Origin of the sequence: Chitinophaga tropicalis, from assembly GCF_009758205.1 — a bacterium.
GTDB lineage: Bacteria > Bacteroidota > Bacteroidia > Chitinophagales > Chitinophagaceae > Chitinophaga > Chitinophaga tropicalis.
Map to the genome: position 1 here is coordinate 448,801 of NZ_WRXN01000005.1, position 17,352 is coordinate 466,152.

At 40.4% G+C, this 17,352-nt stretch carries 20 protein-coding genes; 9 read left to right on the forward strand and 11 right to left on the reverse strand.

Translation table 11 applies throughout. From position 1 onward, the window contains the following. Positions 1-7: 7 nt before the first annotated feature. Positions 8-1,177, reverse strand: coding sequence for a Pycsar system effector family protein (locus GO493_RS14295; protein WP_157306882.1), 1,170 nt, complete (start codon positions 1,175-1,177; stop codon positions 8-10). A gap of 187 nt (positions 1,178-1,364) precedes the next feature. Between GO493_RS14295 and GO493_RS14300 the strand changes: the two genes are divergently transcribed. From GO493_RS14300 to GO493_RS14310, 3 genes are all read left to right on the forward strand, one after another. Next, complete coding sequence (locus GO493_RS14300; RefSeq protein ID WP_157306883.1) at positions 1,365-1,679, forward strand: hypothetical protein; 315 nt, start codon at positions 1,365-1,367, stop codon at positions 1,677-1,679. Beyond that, positions 1,643-1,840: a helix-turn-helix domain-containing protein gene (locus GO493_RS14305; protein ID WP_198315711.1), complete on the forward strand. Its 198-nt coding sequence runs from the start codon at positions 1,643-1,645 to the stop codon at positions 1,838-1,840. The genes GO493_RS14300 and GO493_RS14305 overlap by 37 nt, the downstream gene beginning before the upstream one ends. Before the next feature lie 142 nt (positions 1,841-1,982). Beyond that, positions 1,983-2,681 carry a hypothetical protein gene (locus tag GO493_RS14310; protein ID WP_157306884.1) on the forward strand — a complete coding sequence of 233 codons (699 nt, stop codon included), beginning with the start codon at positions 1,983-1,985 and terminating at the stop codon, positions 2,679-2,681. A 223-nt stretch (positions 2,682-2,904) separates the two neighbouring features. Here the strand turns inward: GO493_RS14310 and GO493_RS14315 are convergent, their stop codons facing one another. Next, on the reverse strand, positions 2,905-3,279 hold the full coding sequence (locus tag GO493_RS14315; RefSeq protein ID WP_157306885.1) for a nuclear transport factor 2 family protein: 375 nt from the start codon (positions 3,277-3,279) through the stop codon (positions 2,905-2,907). A 170-nt stretch (positions 3,280-3,449) separates the two neighbouring features. Here GO493_RS14315 and GO493_RS14320 point away from each other — a divergent pair, with 170 nt between their 5' ends. Further along, positions 3,450-3,836: a winged helix-turn-helix transcriptional regulator gene (locus tag GO493_RS14320; RefSeq protein ID WP_157306886.1), complete on the forward strand. Its 387-nt coding sequence runs from the start codon at positions 3,450-3,452 to the stop codon at positions 3,834-3,836. A 186-nt stretch (positions 3,837-4,022) separates the two neighbouring features. Here the strand turns inward: GO493_RS14320 and GO493_RS14325 are convergent, their stop codons facing one another. Both GO493_RS14325 and GO493_RS14330 read right to left on the reverse strand, forming a co-directional pair. Continuing rightward, positions 4,023-4,967 (reverse strand): hypothetical protein, encoded by a 945-nt coding sequence (locus tag GO493_RS14325; RefSeq protein ID WP_157306887.1) that lies wholly within the window; start codon positions 4,965-4,967, stop codon positions 4,023-4,025. A 249-nt stretch (positions 4,968-5,216) separates the two neighbouring features. Next, positions 5,217-6,017, reverse strand: a complete 801-nt coding sequence (locus tag GO493_RS14330; RefSeq protein WP_157306888.1) for a hypothetical protein — start codon at positions 6,015-6,017, stop codon at positions 5,217-5,219. Positions 6,018-6,226: 209 nt separating this feature from the next. On the opposite strand from GO493_RS14330, the gene GO493_RS14335 reads away from it, so the two are divergent. From GO493_RS14335 to GO493_RS14345, 3 genes are all read left to right on the forward strand, one after another. Next, positions 6,227-6,478 carry a hypothetical protein gene (locus tag GO493_RS14335; protein WP_157306889.1) on the forward strand — a complete coding sequence of 84 codons (252 nt, stop codon included), beginning with the start codon at positions 6,227-6,229 and terminating at the stop codon, positions 6,476-6,478. A 106-nt stretch (positions 6,479-6,584) separates the two neighbouring features. After that, complete coding sequence (locus tag GO493_RS14340; RefSeq protein ID WP_157306890.1) at positions 6,585-7,016, forward strand: hypothetical protein; 432 nt, start codon at positions 6,585-6,587, stop codon at positions 7,014-7,016. A gap of 262 nt (positions 7,017-7,278) precedes the next feature. Then, on the forward strand, positions 7,279-8,445 hold the full coding sequence (locus tag GO493_RS14345; protein WP_157306891.1) for a DUF4848 domain-containing protein: 1,167 nt from the start codon (positions 7,279-7,281) through the stop codon (positions 8,443-8,445). A 132-nt stretch (positions 8,446-8,577) separates the two neighbouring features. On the opposite strand, the gene GO493_RS14350 is transcribed toward GO493_RS14345, so the two are convergent. After that, entirely contained in the window at positions 8,578-8,952 is a 375-nt protein-coding gene (locus GO493_RS14350; protein ID WP_157306892.1) for a winged helix-turn-helix transcriptional regulator, read from the reverse strand. 129 nt (positions 8,953-9,081) lie between these two features. Here GO493_RS14350 and GO493_RS14355 point away from each other — a divergent pair, with 129 nt between their 5' ends. After that, positions 9,082-10,065, forward strand: coding sequence for a quinone oxidoreductase family protein (locus GO493_RS14355; RefSeq protein ID WP_157306893.1), 984 nt, complete (start codon positions 9,082-9,084; stop codon positions 10,063-10,065). Positions 10,066-10,206: 141 nt separating this feature from the next. Here GO493_RS14355 and GO493_RS31355 read toward each other — a convergent pair whose 3' ends face one another. The 6 genes from GO493_RS31355 to GO493_RS31245 all read right to left on the reverse strand — a co-directional run bounded on the left by GO493_RS31355 (position 10,207) and on the right by GO493_RS31245 (position 15,530). Then, a complete protein-coding gene (locus tag GO493_RS31355; protein ID WP_317165429.1) occupies positions 10,207-10,746 on the reverse strand; it encodes a DapH/DapD/GlmU-related protein in 540 nt (179 codons plus the stop codon). Positions 10,747-10,831: 85 nt separating this feature from the next. Further along, a complete protein-coding gene (locus GO493_RS14365) occupies positions 10,832-11,140 on the reverse strand; it encodes a DUF1493 family protein (RefSeq protein ID WP_157306894.1) in 309 nt (102 codons plus the stop codon). Between the two features lie 16 nt (positions 11,141-11,156). Continuing rightward, positions 11,157-11,537 (reverse strand): hypothetical protein, encoded by a 381-nt coding sequence (locus GO493_RS14370; protein ID WP_157306895.1) that lies wholly within the window; start codon positions 11,535-11,537, stop codon positions 11,157-11,159. A 597-nt stretch (positions 11,538-12,134) separates the two neighbouring features. Next, on the reverse strand, positions 12,135-12,524 hold the full coding sequence (locus GO493_RS14375) for a hypothetical protein (protein ID WP_157306896.1): 390 nt from the start codon (positions 12,522-12,524) through the stop codon (positions 12,135-12,137). Between the two features lie 2 nt (positions 12,525-12,526). Next, positions 12,527-15,424: an RHS repeat domain-containing protein gene (locus GO493_RS14380; protein ID WP_198315712.1), complete on the reverse strand. Its 2,898-nt coding sequence runs from the start codon at positions 15,422-15,424 to the stop codon at positions 12,527-12,529. Then, on the reverse strand, positions 15,402-15,530 hold the full coding sequence (locus GO493_RS31245; RefSeq protein ID WP_262885963.1) for a hypothetical protein: 129 nt from the start codon (positions 15,528-15,530) through the stop codon (positions 15,402-15,404). The genes GO493_RS14380 and GO493_RS31245 overlap by 23 nt, the downstream gene beginning before the upstream one ends. Positions 15,531-16,442: 912 nt before the next feature. Here GO493_RS31245 and GO493_RS14385 point away from each other — a divergent pair. After that, the gene (locus tag GO493_RS14385) at positions 16,443-17,204 is read left to right on the forward strand and encodes a hypothetical protein (RefSeq protein ID WP_157306898.1); all 762 of its coding nucleotides are present in this window, start codon (positions 16,443-16,445) and stop codon (positions 17,202-17,204) included. Positions 17,205-17,352: the final 148 nt, after the last annotated feature.

The window sequence follows — 17,352 nt, forward strand, 5'->3', positions numbered from 1 at the left end:
CGTTTACCTATACCACAACAGCATTATGCACAAGCGCAGCTAACAGAAAGGCAATCACCGCACTTATTAGTCCCCACATAAAAATGTTATAGGCCAGTCGCAGGTAGCGGTATTTGCGTCCAATTGCAGCTCCCTGATAGTAAATATCCAGGATGATGGTCCGGTAAATATTGTTCCTTCCATCAAACATCGTCAACATTCCTTTGATGTACTCGTCAGGTTGCATGTTAAAATAGTTTCCAAAGAACAGGAGGTTCGTTTTTTGCTGCGTTACATCTTCTTTACAGAATCGGCCATTACTAACAGTAGGCCTGGTTGTAATAATCGCCAGTACAATGGTAACAAGGCTGACCGCGAGCAACAAAAAAGTCGGGATAATGAGGTAAGGATTTTCGCCAAGCTTTCTGAGCACCAGCGTAATAATGGCTGACAGTATAATGGAATTCACCGTTATCAGGATATGCGCCTTGTTATCCGCCAGGCTGCTTAAGCGCTGGTTATTCTGCGAAGCTATTTTAACAGCTGTCTCGATACTTTTATCAGTACGCATTAAGTCTTTTATGGACATCCTGGTAATGTCCGCTATTTCAACAGGATCTGTAATTCCAGCTAGCAGCTTTAACTCCAGGATATTCTCTTGCTTCTTCTCTTCAAGATTTACCTTCCCGTAAACAGTATAAAACTCATGCGATTGCATAAAATGAATGGTATCTTTATACCAGTCTGCCTTTTCAATCAATACATTTCCTATAAGGCACATTTCTTTGCGCAGCAATTCCGTTTTCTCAGAAAAAGAGTTCCTGCCCAAATGAAAACTGTCTGCATCCAGCAAGATCTCTTCCAATTCGTTTTCCGGCGGTTCTGTTCTTGTGGTGATCATAATAAGCCTGCAGATCCTGCTTACTATATTTTCTCTTAATCCTTCTCCTTCCAGGTATATTTGAGCAATACCGGCACCGATGGTTTCATGTTGGTTTTTTGCATGAAGGTATCCCAGGTCATGGAACCATGCAGCTGCCAGAAGAATAAAGTTATCCTCTTCCAACAAATCACGGCAGGCGGCTATTTTTTCAACACTACGGACTACGTAGACTGTATGCTTTAAATTATGATACAGTAACCTGGAATGATTATGCGTTGCGAAATATTCTTCTACATACTTTTCAATCTTCTTCAAATATTTTTGATAGCTCATTAAAAGCGGTATATACTCTTTGATACAAACTTCCAGTTTCGGATCGATATCAGCAATGTAAAAATGCTTCCAAAAATGGTATAAACACACTACTTAAACCGTTGGACCAGCGCTTTTCAACCAATATATACATGCAAAGCATTTGAATATCAATTGACCCGGCTTCAATATGCAACTAATTTTGAATCACGTTCCGAAATGGCTCTATTTAAACCAACATTTCCAGGTCATCTTCTTCAAAGGCTTCGCTTTTTTGCCTGATATGGCCATGCACTTCGGCTCATTCATCGTGACAGATGATTTCACACGGGTAACTGGTCAATCGGATATAACTGATGGTATCGGTATTGTGTTTCACAACATCTTTCAGGATAATGTGGACACCCAAACGAATAAGCGGAAGTCCAACCGTCCTATGGAACCGCCTTATGTACGCAGGTCTTTGGCATGGGTATCTACGACTACCATCAAAATTTACGTATGAAAGAAGCCGCAAGGCTTTTGCGCGAAGAGGATCTGTCAGTATCTGAAGTAGGTTATCAAATGGGATTTGAAAACCTTGGTCATTTCACAAAAGTGTTTGAAAAACATATTGGCAGGAAACCCAAAAAATATCTTCAGAGTTTTAAGACCACTGGTCGTTAGTGTTGATTGAATATTCCAGACTTATCTGTTAACTTTTTGTTGTTATCTTCATCAAAGTTTTTCAATTGGTATTTGTGCTGGTTTGACTGGCGGTTATTCGTATACTAGGTTGTCAAATGATTGTGTATTTATATTAACTATCATGACAGATTTATCTCATGCTGAGAATCAAGTTCATTGTGTCACGAATTTTCAAGACCTTGTTTCTACGCCATTCAATGGAAAAATTAATGCAATTTGCTGGGCTCGTGAACTTATAGGTGATTTTTCTGAGATCACTAAAAAGGTAGCGCTAAGTGGAAATATAACGGTCATTGAACTAGAAGAGCTTCGTGAACTTCAGTTGAGCGAACAAGGGCAACTTGCCCGTGAAATTCTTTTAAATGACCTGAAGCTATTGAAAGCTCATGGCGCATCGCCAAGCCTAAATGTGATCAAGTACTATGACCGGGATGATAGTTACCCTTTTTTTCCAACCGATGTTTACTCTTTTCATGTAGACCGCTCTCCTATACCAACCGCAACCTTTTTATGCACTTACTATGGTGAGCCGAGTGAAATATTGCCAAATTCACAAGGCGAAAAGAAAGTACTTATTCCAGAAATACGTGCTGAGCTCAGAAAACTATATCATGGAACAGATGAAGGTTTTGAATCATTCTTAAGTGAACATTTCTTTGATCTACACTATCAGGCGAAACCTGATGCACATCCAATAAGCCTGGGCATTGGTAACCTATGGAAGCTGGCGGTTGATCATCCGGAAAGTAAGGTCCCTCCTTGTCTTCACCGTGCACCAAAGGAAAAATCCGGAGAGTATAGGTTGTTAATGATCTGTTGAACACAGATCGTCATAGCTTGTTCCACTTCAGGATCTTTACTTTCAATGAATATTTAATATATACACTATTAAACCAAAATGGTATAACTAAGCATTATCTGGCTTAATTATACCATTTCTTACATTTGCCGGGATAGTTGGAAACTCCTAACCTGTTGATTATATACTTGATAGAAATTCAAAGACTTATCCATATTATGGATTCAGATAACTCTGAGGTAGCCTAGACAAAGGCATCTATGATCCAAGCTGGATTCCAGAATTCGCGGTAATTTGTGATTTTACCTTCCCGCAAGGTAATGCGGCCTACGTAAATCTGCTGGTACTTCCTGCCAGTAGCAGTCACCAGGGCACTGCCTTCGAACTCCACAAATACCGTATCGGGATCAGATGTAGCAGAGAAGACAAAGTTAGTAAAACTCCAGTTGGTAGCACTTTTAGTCACATTAGCTATGTATTCGGTAATAGTGTCCCGTCCTTCCAGCCGTTTGGAATAAGGCGCGGGTGCATATGGGTACTCGTGCACAGCATCCTCAGTCCATAGATCGACGTAGGCTTCCCTGGTCATGGCGGGATCGGTAAACATAGCAAGGTGCATTCGAAATAAACGTTCAGCGCGAGCTGCGCTATTGTCAGTGATGATTGAGTTCATGATCTTTTTTTAAGTTGAGAGTCTTTTCCCGTTTTTATTGCTCCACAAAACTACAAGAGAGATGCTATATCTTTGTCTTCTGTTACAGGAAGGATACCAGTTACAAAAAGGTTACTATGGCAAACAAAAATCGTTGCTTAACGCCCACAACCGACGATGAATGCAAAAGGGCCAGACTCTACCTTCAGGACACGCTGGACGTAGTAGGTGGCAAATGGAAACTGGTACTGATCTCCATATTGAGAGGCGGTAAACTGAAGTTTCGGGAACTGACCAGGGAAGCGGGGATATCGGCCCGGATATTATCGAAGGAATTGAAGGAGATGGAACTCAATGGCCTGATCACCCGAACGGTAGTGAAAACCAGTCCCATCATGGTGGAATATGAACTTACCCCCTACAGTAACACACTTTCGGAGGTGATCACAGCTATGCATGAATGGGGGAAAAATCATCGCCAAAAAATAATCGGACAGCAATCAACTGAACCGAATTCGCTTTGATGTTTTCTTTAGAAGAAATGTTTCGCCAGCTTGCAGGACAATGTCTGCTTAGAGAAGATTGCTTTTATAGGAATAACAAAGGCCGGTTCCTAAGAACCAGCCCTTATAGATCTTTTTTTATCCTCTTTTTCTCAGGGCTTGTTTTTCAACATAGAAATACAGGCTCTTTCTATGTTTCGGGTTGTATTATTTTATTTCTTTAATGTATTCCAGCCTTACTGACGATTTTACTGACGAAACCCCGCCTACAGACTCTTTGTATTGATAGGTATGCAACCTGCCATCGGGGAATGAAGACAGCACGTGGCTGAACGGTTGATTCATGTCATTGTACTGATAGTCTGCCGGCATGTTTGGGAAATAGTCGTTCCTCAACCCATTCATAAAGTTAAAGTCAACCGGGCTTAAGAATTTCTGAAAGCAGAAATTGCCTCTGACGGCGAGAAAGAAATTAGGACTTTGCCTTGTTGCCAGCAGAAACAAATAAGACCTGTCAATGTTTTCCAGTGAGGCAACGCCCGGCACCGCTGTTTGCAGCCGCACACCTAACCTTCTGAGATAAGCAGGCTCCTGATTAAAAGTGTAATCGCACTGGAAAGAATCTATCTTGCTATTATCACCTCTGAAATAAGTGAGGTGAGAACGCCAACTACCTGCAGACTCCGATATTGTTGTAATATCAGTAATATGCCCCTGTGCATTATAGGTAATGAAGCAGGTATCACCTGTCGTATTTCCATTTGCGATTATGCGGTCAAGCCGTTTATTCCCGTCATAATGGAAGTAATAATTGAAGTAATAGTCTCTTGTTACCCCTTCGGTGATCAGCTTTTCAATTGCGCCATCATCATTGTAATAAAACAAGGATATAACGGTATCGTCCGGAGAGGGAGGATAGCCTATCACTTTTTCTATCTGGTTCTTTGCATTATAATAGATACTGTCATGGTAGAAGTAGTCTTCGGTCGAGTCTTCAAGCCAATAATAACCCGTCGTTAACAGATATGTTGTATCCTTCGGAAGGGAATCAGCGGAGGGCCGGGTAACATTATCATCATTCTTGCCACAGCCAAAGAATAATACGAGGCTCGTAGCAATCAACAGTACAGAGGACAGTTTAATTACTTTCATCCTGGGTTTAATTTTTGTGAAATTATATTTTGATTTTGTGTATTCAACTAAGCTATGTGTGGACATTAGCGTTTTTTATGGACAAATGGAGTAAAGATGGAGGGCATCCCATGGTTATTAATAAAGCAGAATTATCTTTTGATCAGATATTAATATTACAAAGGTCCTTCCCGTATGACAGGCGGCCCCTTGCAGTTAGCTGTTAAGTAAAAGGCGTCTCAAAAGTAATTGAGACACCTTCTTCCTTTATTACTTCCTGAAATAACGGATCTGGGTGTTTTCTTCTTTCGTATTAACAGTACCGTTATTTATGTACTTTCCTGAACTCTTCTTCGTAACAGGATAGTTATCTTCATCATAAGTATACTCATTAGTATACTCCTCTGTATTAGTTTCATTCCATACAGTCTTCTCTGTAAGAATATTGTTAGCAGAAAGACCGAAAGCCGGACCTCCGGGTTCCATTAAATAGATCTCCGGTTGCTTTGCAACATAGTTTACCTTATCATCGTAAGTATATGTTGTGGTAACGGTATCTTTCGATTCCACACCATCTACGATCCTGATACCATGCTGTTTTATGATATTGCCTTTGCTATCCCAAACCAAAGCATACTTTTCGTGGTAATCGCCTTCCTTTTCATAGAATGCCACCAGGTGTCCGGCGTTGTCATATGCAAGGCTGTCGAAGCCATATACCTTACCGTCGTCTCCATGAAAGTTAATTTTCTCTACACGGCCAGCTGCATTATAGTTATAGCTCCGATTCAGAAGGAGCGCGTCAGGACCGTCCTCACTGGAATTTAATTTCACCAACCTGTTATTTTCATACACGGGCTCGTTGTAATAAGAATGACCGCCCACACGGCTATCAATTAAGGCATACTTAGCAATCCTGTTGCTGGCATTATAGGTGGCACTGATGCTGTCAGTTCCCCTAACCAGGTTCAGGAACAATTTAGTTGGCTGAGGTGTAGGGTTGGTATCGTCATCCTTACAAGCAGTAAATAATACAGCAAGTGCTGCAGCACTGAACAGTAACTTTTTCATAGGTAATTGAGATATTTCTGATTTAAATTATCCAGGTATTAAAGGGCTTAAAAGCGGGTCACTTATAGGTTTCCTCTCACTATTGCGGCGCAAATATATAACTTATATTAAATATACATAAAGAAATTATTCTATATAGGCGAAAAAAGAAGATATTACAGGTCAAAATCCGTTCTTAGAACAGAAGTCTAAAACAAAATATTAAACCTATGAAAACCAATATCATAATCAAGGCTTTTATTATCTTTTTATTTGCCTTTACTGCATGTAATATCAATCAACAGAGAAAAGATGCTATTGATTCCCGGAATAAATCAGACAGTATTATGAATGAGTTTAACAAGATAAACCAAAGGCTGGAACAGGAAAACCTAAAAATGAAGGAAGACATGCTGGAGTATGATAAAAAGCGGGATTCGCTTCACCATTTACTGGATAGCTTAAACTCGCAAAGCAAGTAGTTGTTCATTTCTTATCACTATTTATCATACAAGCAGTGACCTTAACCGGAAAGTTGGATTTTAACAGGCAAGAATTATATTTACAGTAAATATTTACGCTCATTCTATGGAAGACGTTTTTTATCTGACCCGCGGCTGGAGAAATGCCACTTACATTATGTTCGGCGCCCTGATATGCGTATTTGTTAGCCTGCTTATCTACTCATTCGTTGATCCTTTTCTCAAAAAAGGCCTCTTTTTTATTTTACCTGTATCACTTATTGTTATTGGCGTTTCAGTGTGCGGTATTTTACAAGTGGATGAAAAGATCTTCTGGGATAATCATAGTGTTCGTAAAGTATCCAGGCTTGTTAACAGGGAGATCCTGCTGGAAGATATAAAAGGATACAAGTTTGCCTGGAACTATCTGCATATCATTCCTCACAAGGGAAAGGGTAAAAGGATCCTGGTGTCTACATATGTAGTTGGTATGCGCCTTTTGCATGAGGAACTGGTTTCCCGTTATCCTGACCTGAAACAACAGCAGCAGACGACTTAATCAACAAAGAAAAGTAGCATAATTGTAACCTGCCATAGCGAAATAGTCTCCCCCGCACAGGAAAAATTCTCTCAAATTTTCTTGATAAGGCTAAATCCCTTAAAAAGGGGATTGCCTGCATTTACCGGAATAAATATCTTAGCATTGAACCCTGATAATGAAGAACCCACATTATGAAAAAGAACTATGCCCTAAAGAAACCCTCTTCATAGAATATCAACATTGTCTTTATTTTTTCACATAAATCTCGACACACATTACTATGAAACTCAAATTAACCATTGCCTCATGCTGCATTTTATTTGCAGGTATTCTTGTGTCCTGTAAGAAAGACGCTGATGTCCAGGACAATAACCCATCTTCTGTCAACTCCACTATTAAAGTGGAGGATGGCATACTTCATTTTAAGGACAATCGTGAATTCTTTCAAACCATGTTATCGGTTAGTTCCATGACTACCCAGCAAAGAAAACAATGGGAAAAAGAGATAGGATTCACCTCACTGAGATCAGTTTATGATCAATTTAACAAGGAACTGGATGAAATGGAAGCCGCACATAATGCTGACGGCTTCTTTGCTGTAAAGAAGAAATATTCCAAGGTTGCAGTCTGGCGCCAGGACACCGCTTATGATCTTAATTGCAGCGGAATTATTGAATCGGCCGTTGTAAATGAGGATGGCCTGGTTAAAGTGGGCCAGGAGCTTCTGTCGTTCAGGAGGGATGCTATCAAGGCCCGTCCCGTAGTGGCAGGCTCAAACGGAAGGATGGCAGACAAAGAACGTACTATATGGGCCAATAAAGCGACCGGGAATGTAGGCCTGTTTTCAGGTGATGATTATAAAATTCCCGGCACCCCTCCCCCGGCAAACTCCTTTTCTGTTGCAAGCGGTCCGATAAAGCAGGAGTGGCCTTTTACTACAGGTTCTCCTGAGGCCAGAGGCTTCTTACAGGCGAGACTCTTCAACCTGTTAGTAAATGGTATGGACAGAGGATTTGTGACCATACTTTACTGGGCGGAACACAGGAACTGGATCGGTATCTGGCGCAGGGTACGCACTTCGGCTCTGAGCCTTCATCATCAAGGTTATATCAGACTGAATACTCAGGGTGTGATCTGGCCACAAGTGGTGAGAGGAGATCTAGGCCCTAACTGGGCAGACGACAATGTAGAAAACCATGAGTCTGTACTTATTGCATCAGCGGAGTTAATAAATAATCCTCCTGTTTTGGGTTATCTGTCTCCCACCCTTAATAACCAATTCAGGAATGCCAATATGGCCGTGGCAGAAGACAACTCTCCGAACAATTTCTGGGCAGAATTCAATCCCAGTGCAATGTTCATTGGAGATGCTTTCGGAATTACCTTTGGCTCTTTTGGCGAGCCCCCACTTCCAAAGATCCATAACTTCGAGATCAAGTACCAGTAATACAGCAGTTCATCGAAAACTTCAATAAATAAAGAGGCGTCTGGTGCTGCCAGACGCCTTTATTTTTGCGGATATAATTACCATTTTTCTTTATCTTAATTATAAAGAAATGATCCGGGCTCCGGGTGAGAACTAGATTCTACTCACTTCCCTTACAATCCGTTTTTTATGTTCTTTACCCCAACGCGACATCTCATCCAATAATGGCTTCAGCGATCTTCCATATTCTGAAAGCTCATATTCTACTGTAATGGGTTTCGTATTCTGTACAGTACGACTGATCAATCCATTAATCTCCAGATGCTGTAATTCCTTTGATAACATTTTAGAACCAATACCATTCAGTAAGCGTTGTAGTTCCAGGTAGCGCATCTTCCGGAATACCAGCATCGCAATTATGGATATCCTCCACTTTCCAGCCAATATGTACTGTGTATCTTCAATGGCTTTAAAATGTTGAATACATTCTTTTGATAACGTCTCTTCAGTAAGCCTTGATGTTCTCATTGCACAAATGTAATGACTTCCTTTTAGGAAGAACACTTCCCTGCAGGGAAGCACTTCCTTAGAGGAACCTGGCATCCGTCACAAAGAGAAGCGCCAATACATTTGCAGAAATAACCAAACAAACATCAAATGAGTATTTTAACAAAAAGTGGTGTAGTTCTTATTGAACAACCTGGTGGACCGGAAGTTCTTAAATATGAAACGATTGATCTGTCAGTCCCAGGGCCCAACGAAGTTTTAATTGAGCAGAAAGCCATTGCTGTAAACTTCCTGGATGTTTTCTTCAGAAGTGGCAGATTCCAACTACCGGAGTATCCTGCGCCGATAGGCCTGGAAGCTGCCGGCATAGTAACAGCTATTGGTAATGACGTAACAGAATTCGCTGTCGGAGACCGGGTTGCCTATTATGCTACCACAGGGGCCTATGCGCAAAAAAGAGTGATCAGCGTGGATGATATCTTCAGATTACCTGATACCATCACTTTTGATATAGCGGCCGCTGTTATGGTAAAAGGACTTACGGCCAAAATGCTGATCAAAGACAGTTATGCGGTTAAAGCCGGGCAATATGTACTCATACCTGCAATGACAGGAGGCGTAGGCACGTTGTTAAGCGCGTGGGTTAAATCGCTTGATGCTATTGTTATAGGCACAGTGGGAAGTCCGGCTAAAAAACAGCTGGCAGAACAGCGGGGTTATAAGCATGTAATTGATCTGCAAAATGAAGATCTTACTGCCCGCGTGAATGCTATCACGGGTGGTTCCGGCGTAGATGTAGTATATGACAGCGTTGGTAAAGATATCTTTGACAAATCCATGGACCTCATCAAAACAGGCGGCACCTTTGTCTCTTATGGCGGGGCCTCCGGCTGGCCGGAGGTAGATGCAGAACAGCTTGCTCAAAAAAACATCCATTTTGTACAAGCTCAGCTCAATAACTATCCCGGGTATCAGAATAAGAAAGGCGAAGCAATGAAAGAGGTATTCGAACAGGTTGAAAAAGGCATATTTGATGTACAACACCCGTTAGTCTATTCTTTAGCGGATGCGTCTAAGGCACATGCTGATATGGAGTCACGCAAGACTACCGGTAGTATTATTCTCAGGCCTTAGCCTCTCCTGACCTGAAACAGCAGAAGGGACAGCGGCTTAATTAAGAAAAGAAAGTAGCATAGTAACCTGCCATTCTTAAATCTTTTTACAACAAAAAAGCCAGGCATTTACTACCTGGCTTTTTATTTGAAAGATATCAGGCTATGACTCATTAATAGTTCTAATAATTTTTGCAGGTATACCACCTACCACTGTATTTGCGGGTACATTCCTGCTTACCACTGCACCAGCTGCAACAACAGCATTTTCACCCACAGTCACACCTGGCAGAATGGTAGCACCTGCACCTATCCAGGCGTTGCGTGATGGAGAGGTTATATTTATATTGTCATGATGGTTGACAAAACCACCTTTGGCTCCTAAATTAATCATTGGCGAAAAAATTATTTTCCCATCTTCTTCACGGATAGAAACCATAATTGAGTTCCTATACAACTCAGTTTCTTTTTTCAGCCGAACTGCTTTAAGATAGTTTATAAAATATTCGTGGTGATTTTCATGCACTACATCGTCTCTACTTGCATCCATTGCAACTAGAACTTTATTGACAATCTCACCCATTGTTGCATCAGCACTCAACGTAAAATATGGTTTAGAAACAATACTATATCCAGCCATTGTTTTCGAATTGCTATTGATAATATGTCGATCACTTAACTTAAAAATCTGAGCAAATTTCACCGAACGAATTTATTATTATCAAAACGCGGTAATAGTGGAGACAACATTTCTCTTACCAGAGTTTAGCCCAAATCTGAAACTATCCTCATTTCAGTACACCTGTTAGAATTGCATTTTCCAATTCCTTTATTGTAAACCGTTTTCTCTTTTTCCTTCCAAAGAGCCAAAAAGAGAATTCAGGTTCAAAGTAACTATCAATATTAAAATTTGACAGATCAACATTGAATTTTCGGCTAAATTTCAATATAAACTTGTCTGCATCAATTCCTGTTACTCCAAGATCGTCTTCGAGCGAGGTATCTCTGTCAAGAATTACATTTTCATCACCTTCTCCAAGAATCTCACTTTTAATAAAGGATAGCAGTTCTTGGTATTTTTGTTCGTTTAACTCCATAATAAAATCAACGCAATCAAGGAATCATTGTAAATACTTCTACCGCTTTATCACCCTTGTAATCTACACCAAACTTAAAAGTTTCAACATCATTATATTCTTCCTTCTTTGCACCTCGACATTGATAGCCAATATTTAGAAAATAAAATGTTATCTCATTATTATTCAATGTTGAATTAGGTGGGCCTAGTAATTTTTCAACTGCGGCTCTCTTCTGCCCAATAATTTTCTGTTTATTATCAATTAGCACCTTCCACATCTTATACCGCACTTGTTGACAGCCAAGAGAGTCAGTCTTCCAAGCTACACAGCCAAACCCCTCAATTCTAATGGGGCCATTAATGCTTGTGTCCTGGAAAAATTGCGACACTAAAATTGTAAGTAGGTAGTAAATCACCTTTCTGTTTTTTTGAAAACATTAACTAATTTCTTCAACATGCCACTAAGCTCTCCTCTGATATCATTATTTGCTCATTTAAGCAGACAATAACAATTCATCATGGTGTTATTATAGAAACTTTTTACTGCTGTTTCCTCTTTATATTCAATAAGTAATCTAGTTACTTCTACATAATCGGTTTCGTCTTTCTTTTTAGGTGTACATTGGATACCTGCTTCTATATAATAGGAATCGAACCTCCCATCCATATAAGCGGAATTCGCCTTACCAAGAAAACTTTCAATAGCGGCTTTCTTTTTATTAATTAGTTTTTCTTGTTTTGAGTCAAGATATCTGCGAGACCATAACGTCTCCCTTGACAGCCGAGTGAATCTGCTTTCCAAGTTACCATATCAAAACTATCGATCTTTATAGAACAAACTTGCTTTTCTTTATCATCCGATAGCAAAATAACTGATAAAGGGAAAAGTATTATAAAGACGATCATTTTTTAAATTATATTGATAGAACATGTTCTCTTCTCCTATTAACTACAATTAGCTATTAAGCCATCTTTCGTAACATTACCATGATTGACAATCAGTTTTTCCAATCTTATGGTATAATTGCTGAAACATCTACAACCTTTCCATCGCGATAAGAAATTACAAGTTGAGCTGCATCGACCAGACCATCTTTATCTTTTTTTAGTGGCGTACATTGTATACCCGATTCCAAATAGTAAAATTCAGACCTATGGGTGCTACTAACAGAATTGGCTATTCCCAGCAAACATTCTACATCTGCTCTACTATGGTTAATAATTTTTTTCTTATTGTCAATTAAAAGCATATATAAACCCAACCGTTTTCTTTGACAGCCGAGTGAATCTGCTTTCCAAGATGCCATATCAAAATTATCAATTTTTATAGGGCAAGCTTGCCTAACCTTATTATTCGATTGTGAAGCAATTGATGAAATAAAAAATATTAAATGGATAAACATTTTTACTCTTTTTCGTGATAAATATTAGTTGTATTACCTAAAACCGCTTTCCCTTGTTTATTAAATTTAAGCTCATTTAATTCAAGAGCATCAATGTCTTCTTGTGTAACCTTTCTTTTTTCAGGATCTAAAGTACCACCAGGAGTATTAGGAGCTGCCTTTGTATCATATTGATATTGAGGATCCACCAGGGTACCTCTTGGGCGCATAATACCAGGCTGACCACCAAATCTAAAATCTTCATCTAATGGATGCTGAGCACCTAAACTATGACCGTATTCATGCGCTTTCGTCGTACTACCCTTTTTCGCAACCTGATCAAGTTTCCAAACTCCAGTATTCGATCCTAAGACCAGGTCCATTGTAGAATTAGCAGCTTCAACATTCTTGTCCACTCTTACATAATTATTTTTCCAACTTGTATTATTCGAAACTTCTTGCTTCGTTAAGTTTTTATTGTAGCTTCCTTTAATTGAAAATCTAACTTTATATTCCGCACCGTCGATTTTTACTTTTCCTTTAGCCGCATTCCATTGTCTCTGAATATCTTTTGCTATCTGTCTGGCCAACCTCCTATTCATTCCATCTCCATAAAAAATTATGTCAGAACGAACTGTAAGTGTTTTCCTTCTTTTATTCTTTGCCACTTCTCCCGACTTGCCATCATTATCCATCCGATTCACCGGGTCATTATCAGAAAATACATATGGAGACTGATGAGAGAATTTTTCTGCCAATGGGTCAATCTGGAACCATCTTCCTATCTGATGGTCATACATTCTGGCTCCATAATCATACCAGTCTAACCCTGCTCCGCTAACTAATTCCTTATTTTGTAACTCCTTCCCGCTGTACTTATGACGATTCTCCGGATAATCCATTCCTTTTAGTGCGCTGCTGCTAATCCCAGCCATTGTCAATCCGAACGGGTAATAATGCGTTTCCTCCAAAAGAGCGCCCGATGTATGGGTAACAATGAGGTTATCAAAGTATACATCCTGTCCGCTTTCATTGCTTACATAAATATACAGAAAACCAGTCTTTTTTATCGTAGTGCTGGGCAGGAATAAGGTGGCAAGGGAATCGATGTCTCCCTGTACCTGTCTTATCCCACTGTTCTCTGTGACCATATTGAACATGTCGTCAAAAAGAACATAGTTCAGGTAGGCTTTGGGTTTGTTAGCCAGGTTTTGTGAGTTGTCCTGGGCTTTAAGCTGGTCATAGTTAGCATTAGTGAACGTAGTGATAGGTGAACCACTACCACTTGAGTTATGGACACCCTGACTGATACCGCTACCACTAAACGCCTGCAGAATGGAACTGACCATGCTGGCGGAGGTACTACTGGAAGTGTTAGCACCTGCGTTCTTATATAATGCCTTTACGCTTATCCGGATAGTATCGTTAGCCATAACCCGCAGGACAAGGGAAGGGCCTATTTTCTGTCCGTTTACCGCATTTAGCTTTGAAACGTAGGTATTGGGATTAGTGGTGTTATCCACCGGGTAGGCTGCAGGTTTAGGACTTCTTGTGTTGTCGATATTATTGAAAAGCGCATTTTCAACCTCACTGGCAGCAGTTTCCATAGTGGCTGCATAAACAGCAGTATCCGTCTTTGTACTTAATATCATTCTTGTGCTGCCAAGATGGTCTTTTACAAAGTAGTCATACGCATATGATACCGGCTGACCAGTTCTGAATACAGGCCGGATCCGGCCTTCTTCATGTGCAATGAACTCCAGGGTATCTTTCTGGTATACCAGTCCATTCATATAATAGGTAATCCTGACCACAAGGGTTGTACCTGTTGAATCCCATACTATCTTTGAAAGCTTCTTACCACTTCCATCATACTGGTAAAAGATCTTTGCCTTCACATCTTTCAGGTAAACGATAGATGGTAAGTTCAGGTGGGTATAGAAGACAGAATCAATGTCTTTATTGTTATCCCTGCACATGTTCCCCGAAGGGTCATATAAATAGTCAGCAGATTCATTATTGGTTATCTCCTTAAAATCACCAAGGATGCTCTGAGCATTGTTCACCTTATCCGTTACAAAGGATAACCTGTTACTGTTAGCAATATATCCATACTTCAGACTATCTATCGTCTGTATAGTAATCCCATTCAGACCAATCTGCTTCATGGACAGGATATTCCCGTTCTGGTCATAACTAAGGCCGGTAACGGAAAAGTCAGCTTTATCCTTTGACCAGGTGCTACTACCAGCGTTCTGCTGAGTGAAACTGGCCGTAATGAACCTGTTGCTGTTATCATAATCAAATCCATAAGAACGGGCTATGCCATCTGAACGGCTCTTCCACTTTGTTCCGGCTATGTTCCCATTCAATTCCTGAACACCGAAGCCATAGTCATAATTCAATTCCATACCAAACCAGTTGGCAGTGGAAGTTGTGTTGACAAATGACTTATTAAGCCCTGTCATCCAGCCTCGTATGTTATAATCATAGTTCAGAGACTCCAGTTGTGTGCTGGCGCCCGTAGGACTTAATCTCTTTATTTTCAGATTTCCCAGCTCATCATATTCGTTTACAGCGATTGTTTGCTGAAGGGCAACATTGTCATTTAATCTTTTCTTTACAGAATCTATTCTTCCACCTGCATCATAATGATACATTGAGAGTAAAGTTGTCTGCGGAGTGGTGGTGCTCTGGGGATTGGTATGCCGCAGGTAGCTGCTAAGAACCTTACCATTAAAAGCGTAAAGATTAGTAGTAGTCTCTCTTCCTCCCCTCATGTTATCTTCAGCAGACTGGATGGTACGGCCCTTGTCATCGTAGTAGACTGAGCTCATGAGGAACTGGTCTCCGTAGTCAACGCGGGCCTTCTTTCCTGTTACCATTCCACGGGTGGCTTTACTTGCGGCTGGAGAAGGCATATCCGGAACCGGTACTATTGAAATAGGAATGATATAATTTCATTCTCTTTACCTGTTTCAGCTTTCCGTTGAGGTTAGAATAGACCAATACTTCATTTAATCTCATGCCTGATCCTGTAACATCTAGCCTGTCACACGCGTTAACAAAGGAAATCTGTCCGCCTCTCCATCTGATCTCTTTGGGATAAGTTTCATAAAGCGTGATAGACTGGGATTTGAATTCTTCCTCACTCTTGAATTCAGAGATACTTGTCAGGGAGTTTTCTTAAAGTACTGTCCTGGGATTTTGCATTTATTAAACATCCAAACAATAGTATCACACAAAGGGGCAACTTTTTCATAGCTACAGGTATTACAAGTAGTATATCGAAGAAAGGATTTTTTCCTGAGGAATTGGTTAATAGGATGTTAAGGGGAATGGGAAAGCGTAGTAATACGTGTATAGAGATTAGTTGTATATGTTTTTTAGCTCATAAACTTATAAAGGACGTCGCTGTAATTATGGGTACGTTATTGTGTATTTTTTTATCATAAAAAAAAGAACAGGGTATAGTAAAGATAATTACTATACCCTGTTCTATGTGGCGCTAAAGTGATACCGCAGTTCATACACTACCCATACTTTATAGTAGCCTTTGAGTAGGAATATCCATACTGTATCAATGCGTCAGGAATCTGTTTACTTCAGATTCCTTTAACCCGGTGTATAAACAAAACTCGGAGACTGTTACATACTGTCCAACTTCTTTGTTATTGGCTTTTCTTATTCTTTGCAATAAATAGCGGGCAGCACGTTCACTGCAACCTGTTATGTTTATAATATCACGGGCATAAATCACTATACGATCAGGTATTGTTTTATGCATAATCGGCAAATACGGCAAGGTTATTTTTTACAATGGTTTGGGCGCCGTAGTATTGATATGTAATTACAAATATAACATTTCCTGCGCAGTAATGCAGCCTAACGGGTACGGCTGATACAAGTACCTTTTTACAAAATTAAAACTTTAAAAAAATGGCTCAACAAGCAGGTATTTTAACAATTAAAGGTACCCTAGGAAATCTCACTTTCTATAAGAGCAGATCAGGTGGTTATCTTGTACGCGAGAAAGGCGGCATAGATGCCAGCAGGATTGCCAGTGATCCGGCATTTGCGAGGACCCGGGAAAACGGCGAGGAGTTTAAAAGAGCCTGTAAAGCAGGTAAACTTCTGAGAGTATCTTTCCGGTCGCTTATGCAGAATGCAAGTGATAGCCTGGCTACGGCAAGGTTGGTACAGGCATTTTCACAGGTGATCAAAGCGGATCTTACCAGTGTAAGAGGTCAGCGGAATGTGATTGATGGTGAAGCTGAGTTATTGACCGGTTTTGAATTCAATGCCGGCAGTACATTACAGAGCACACTGTTTGCACCTTTCATTAGCGATATTGACCGTGCAACCGGTAACCTGACAGTAGAGATACCGTCCTTTATTCCGGCTCAGATGATTGCTGTACCAGGAGGAGCTACACATTTTGTTATTTCCTGTGGTGGCGCGGAGATCGACTTTGAAGCAGCCAGTTATGTTAACGGTGTTGCTAAAAGTAATGAGCTACCGATCAACAGTCTTGCTACAGCAGCGCTGAACCTTACGGTACCGGTAACCGCCAACAGTACCAAGCCGCTGTTCGTGGCGCTGGGCATTCAGTTCATTCAACAGGTGAATGGTGTATCCTACAGCCTGAAGAATGGTACTTTCAATGCGCTTGCTATTGTAGCGGTGTCGGGAACACCGTAAACCTACGGTGATGTAGTTTGATATGTAAAGGGCGTCTCAATAATATTGAGGCGCCTTTTTTGTATAAGAAAGGCCCGGTAAGAGTACCAGGCCTGTTACATTGTATACTACTAATCCACCAGCTAATCAGCTTAATTCTTTCAGAAAG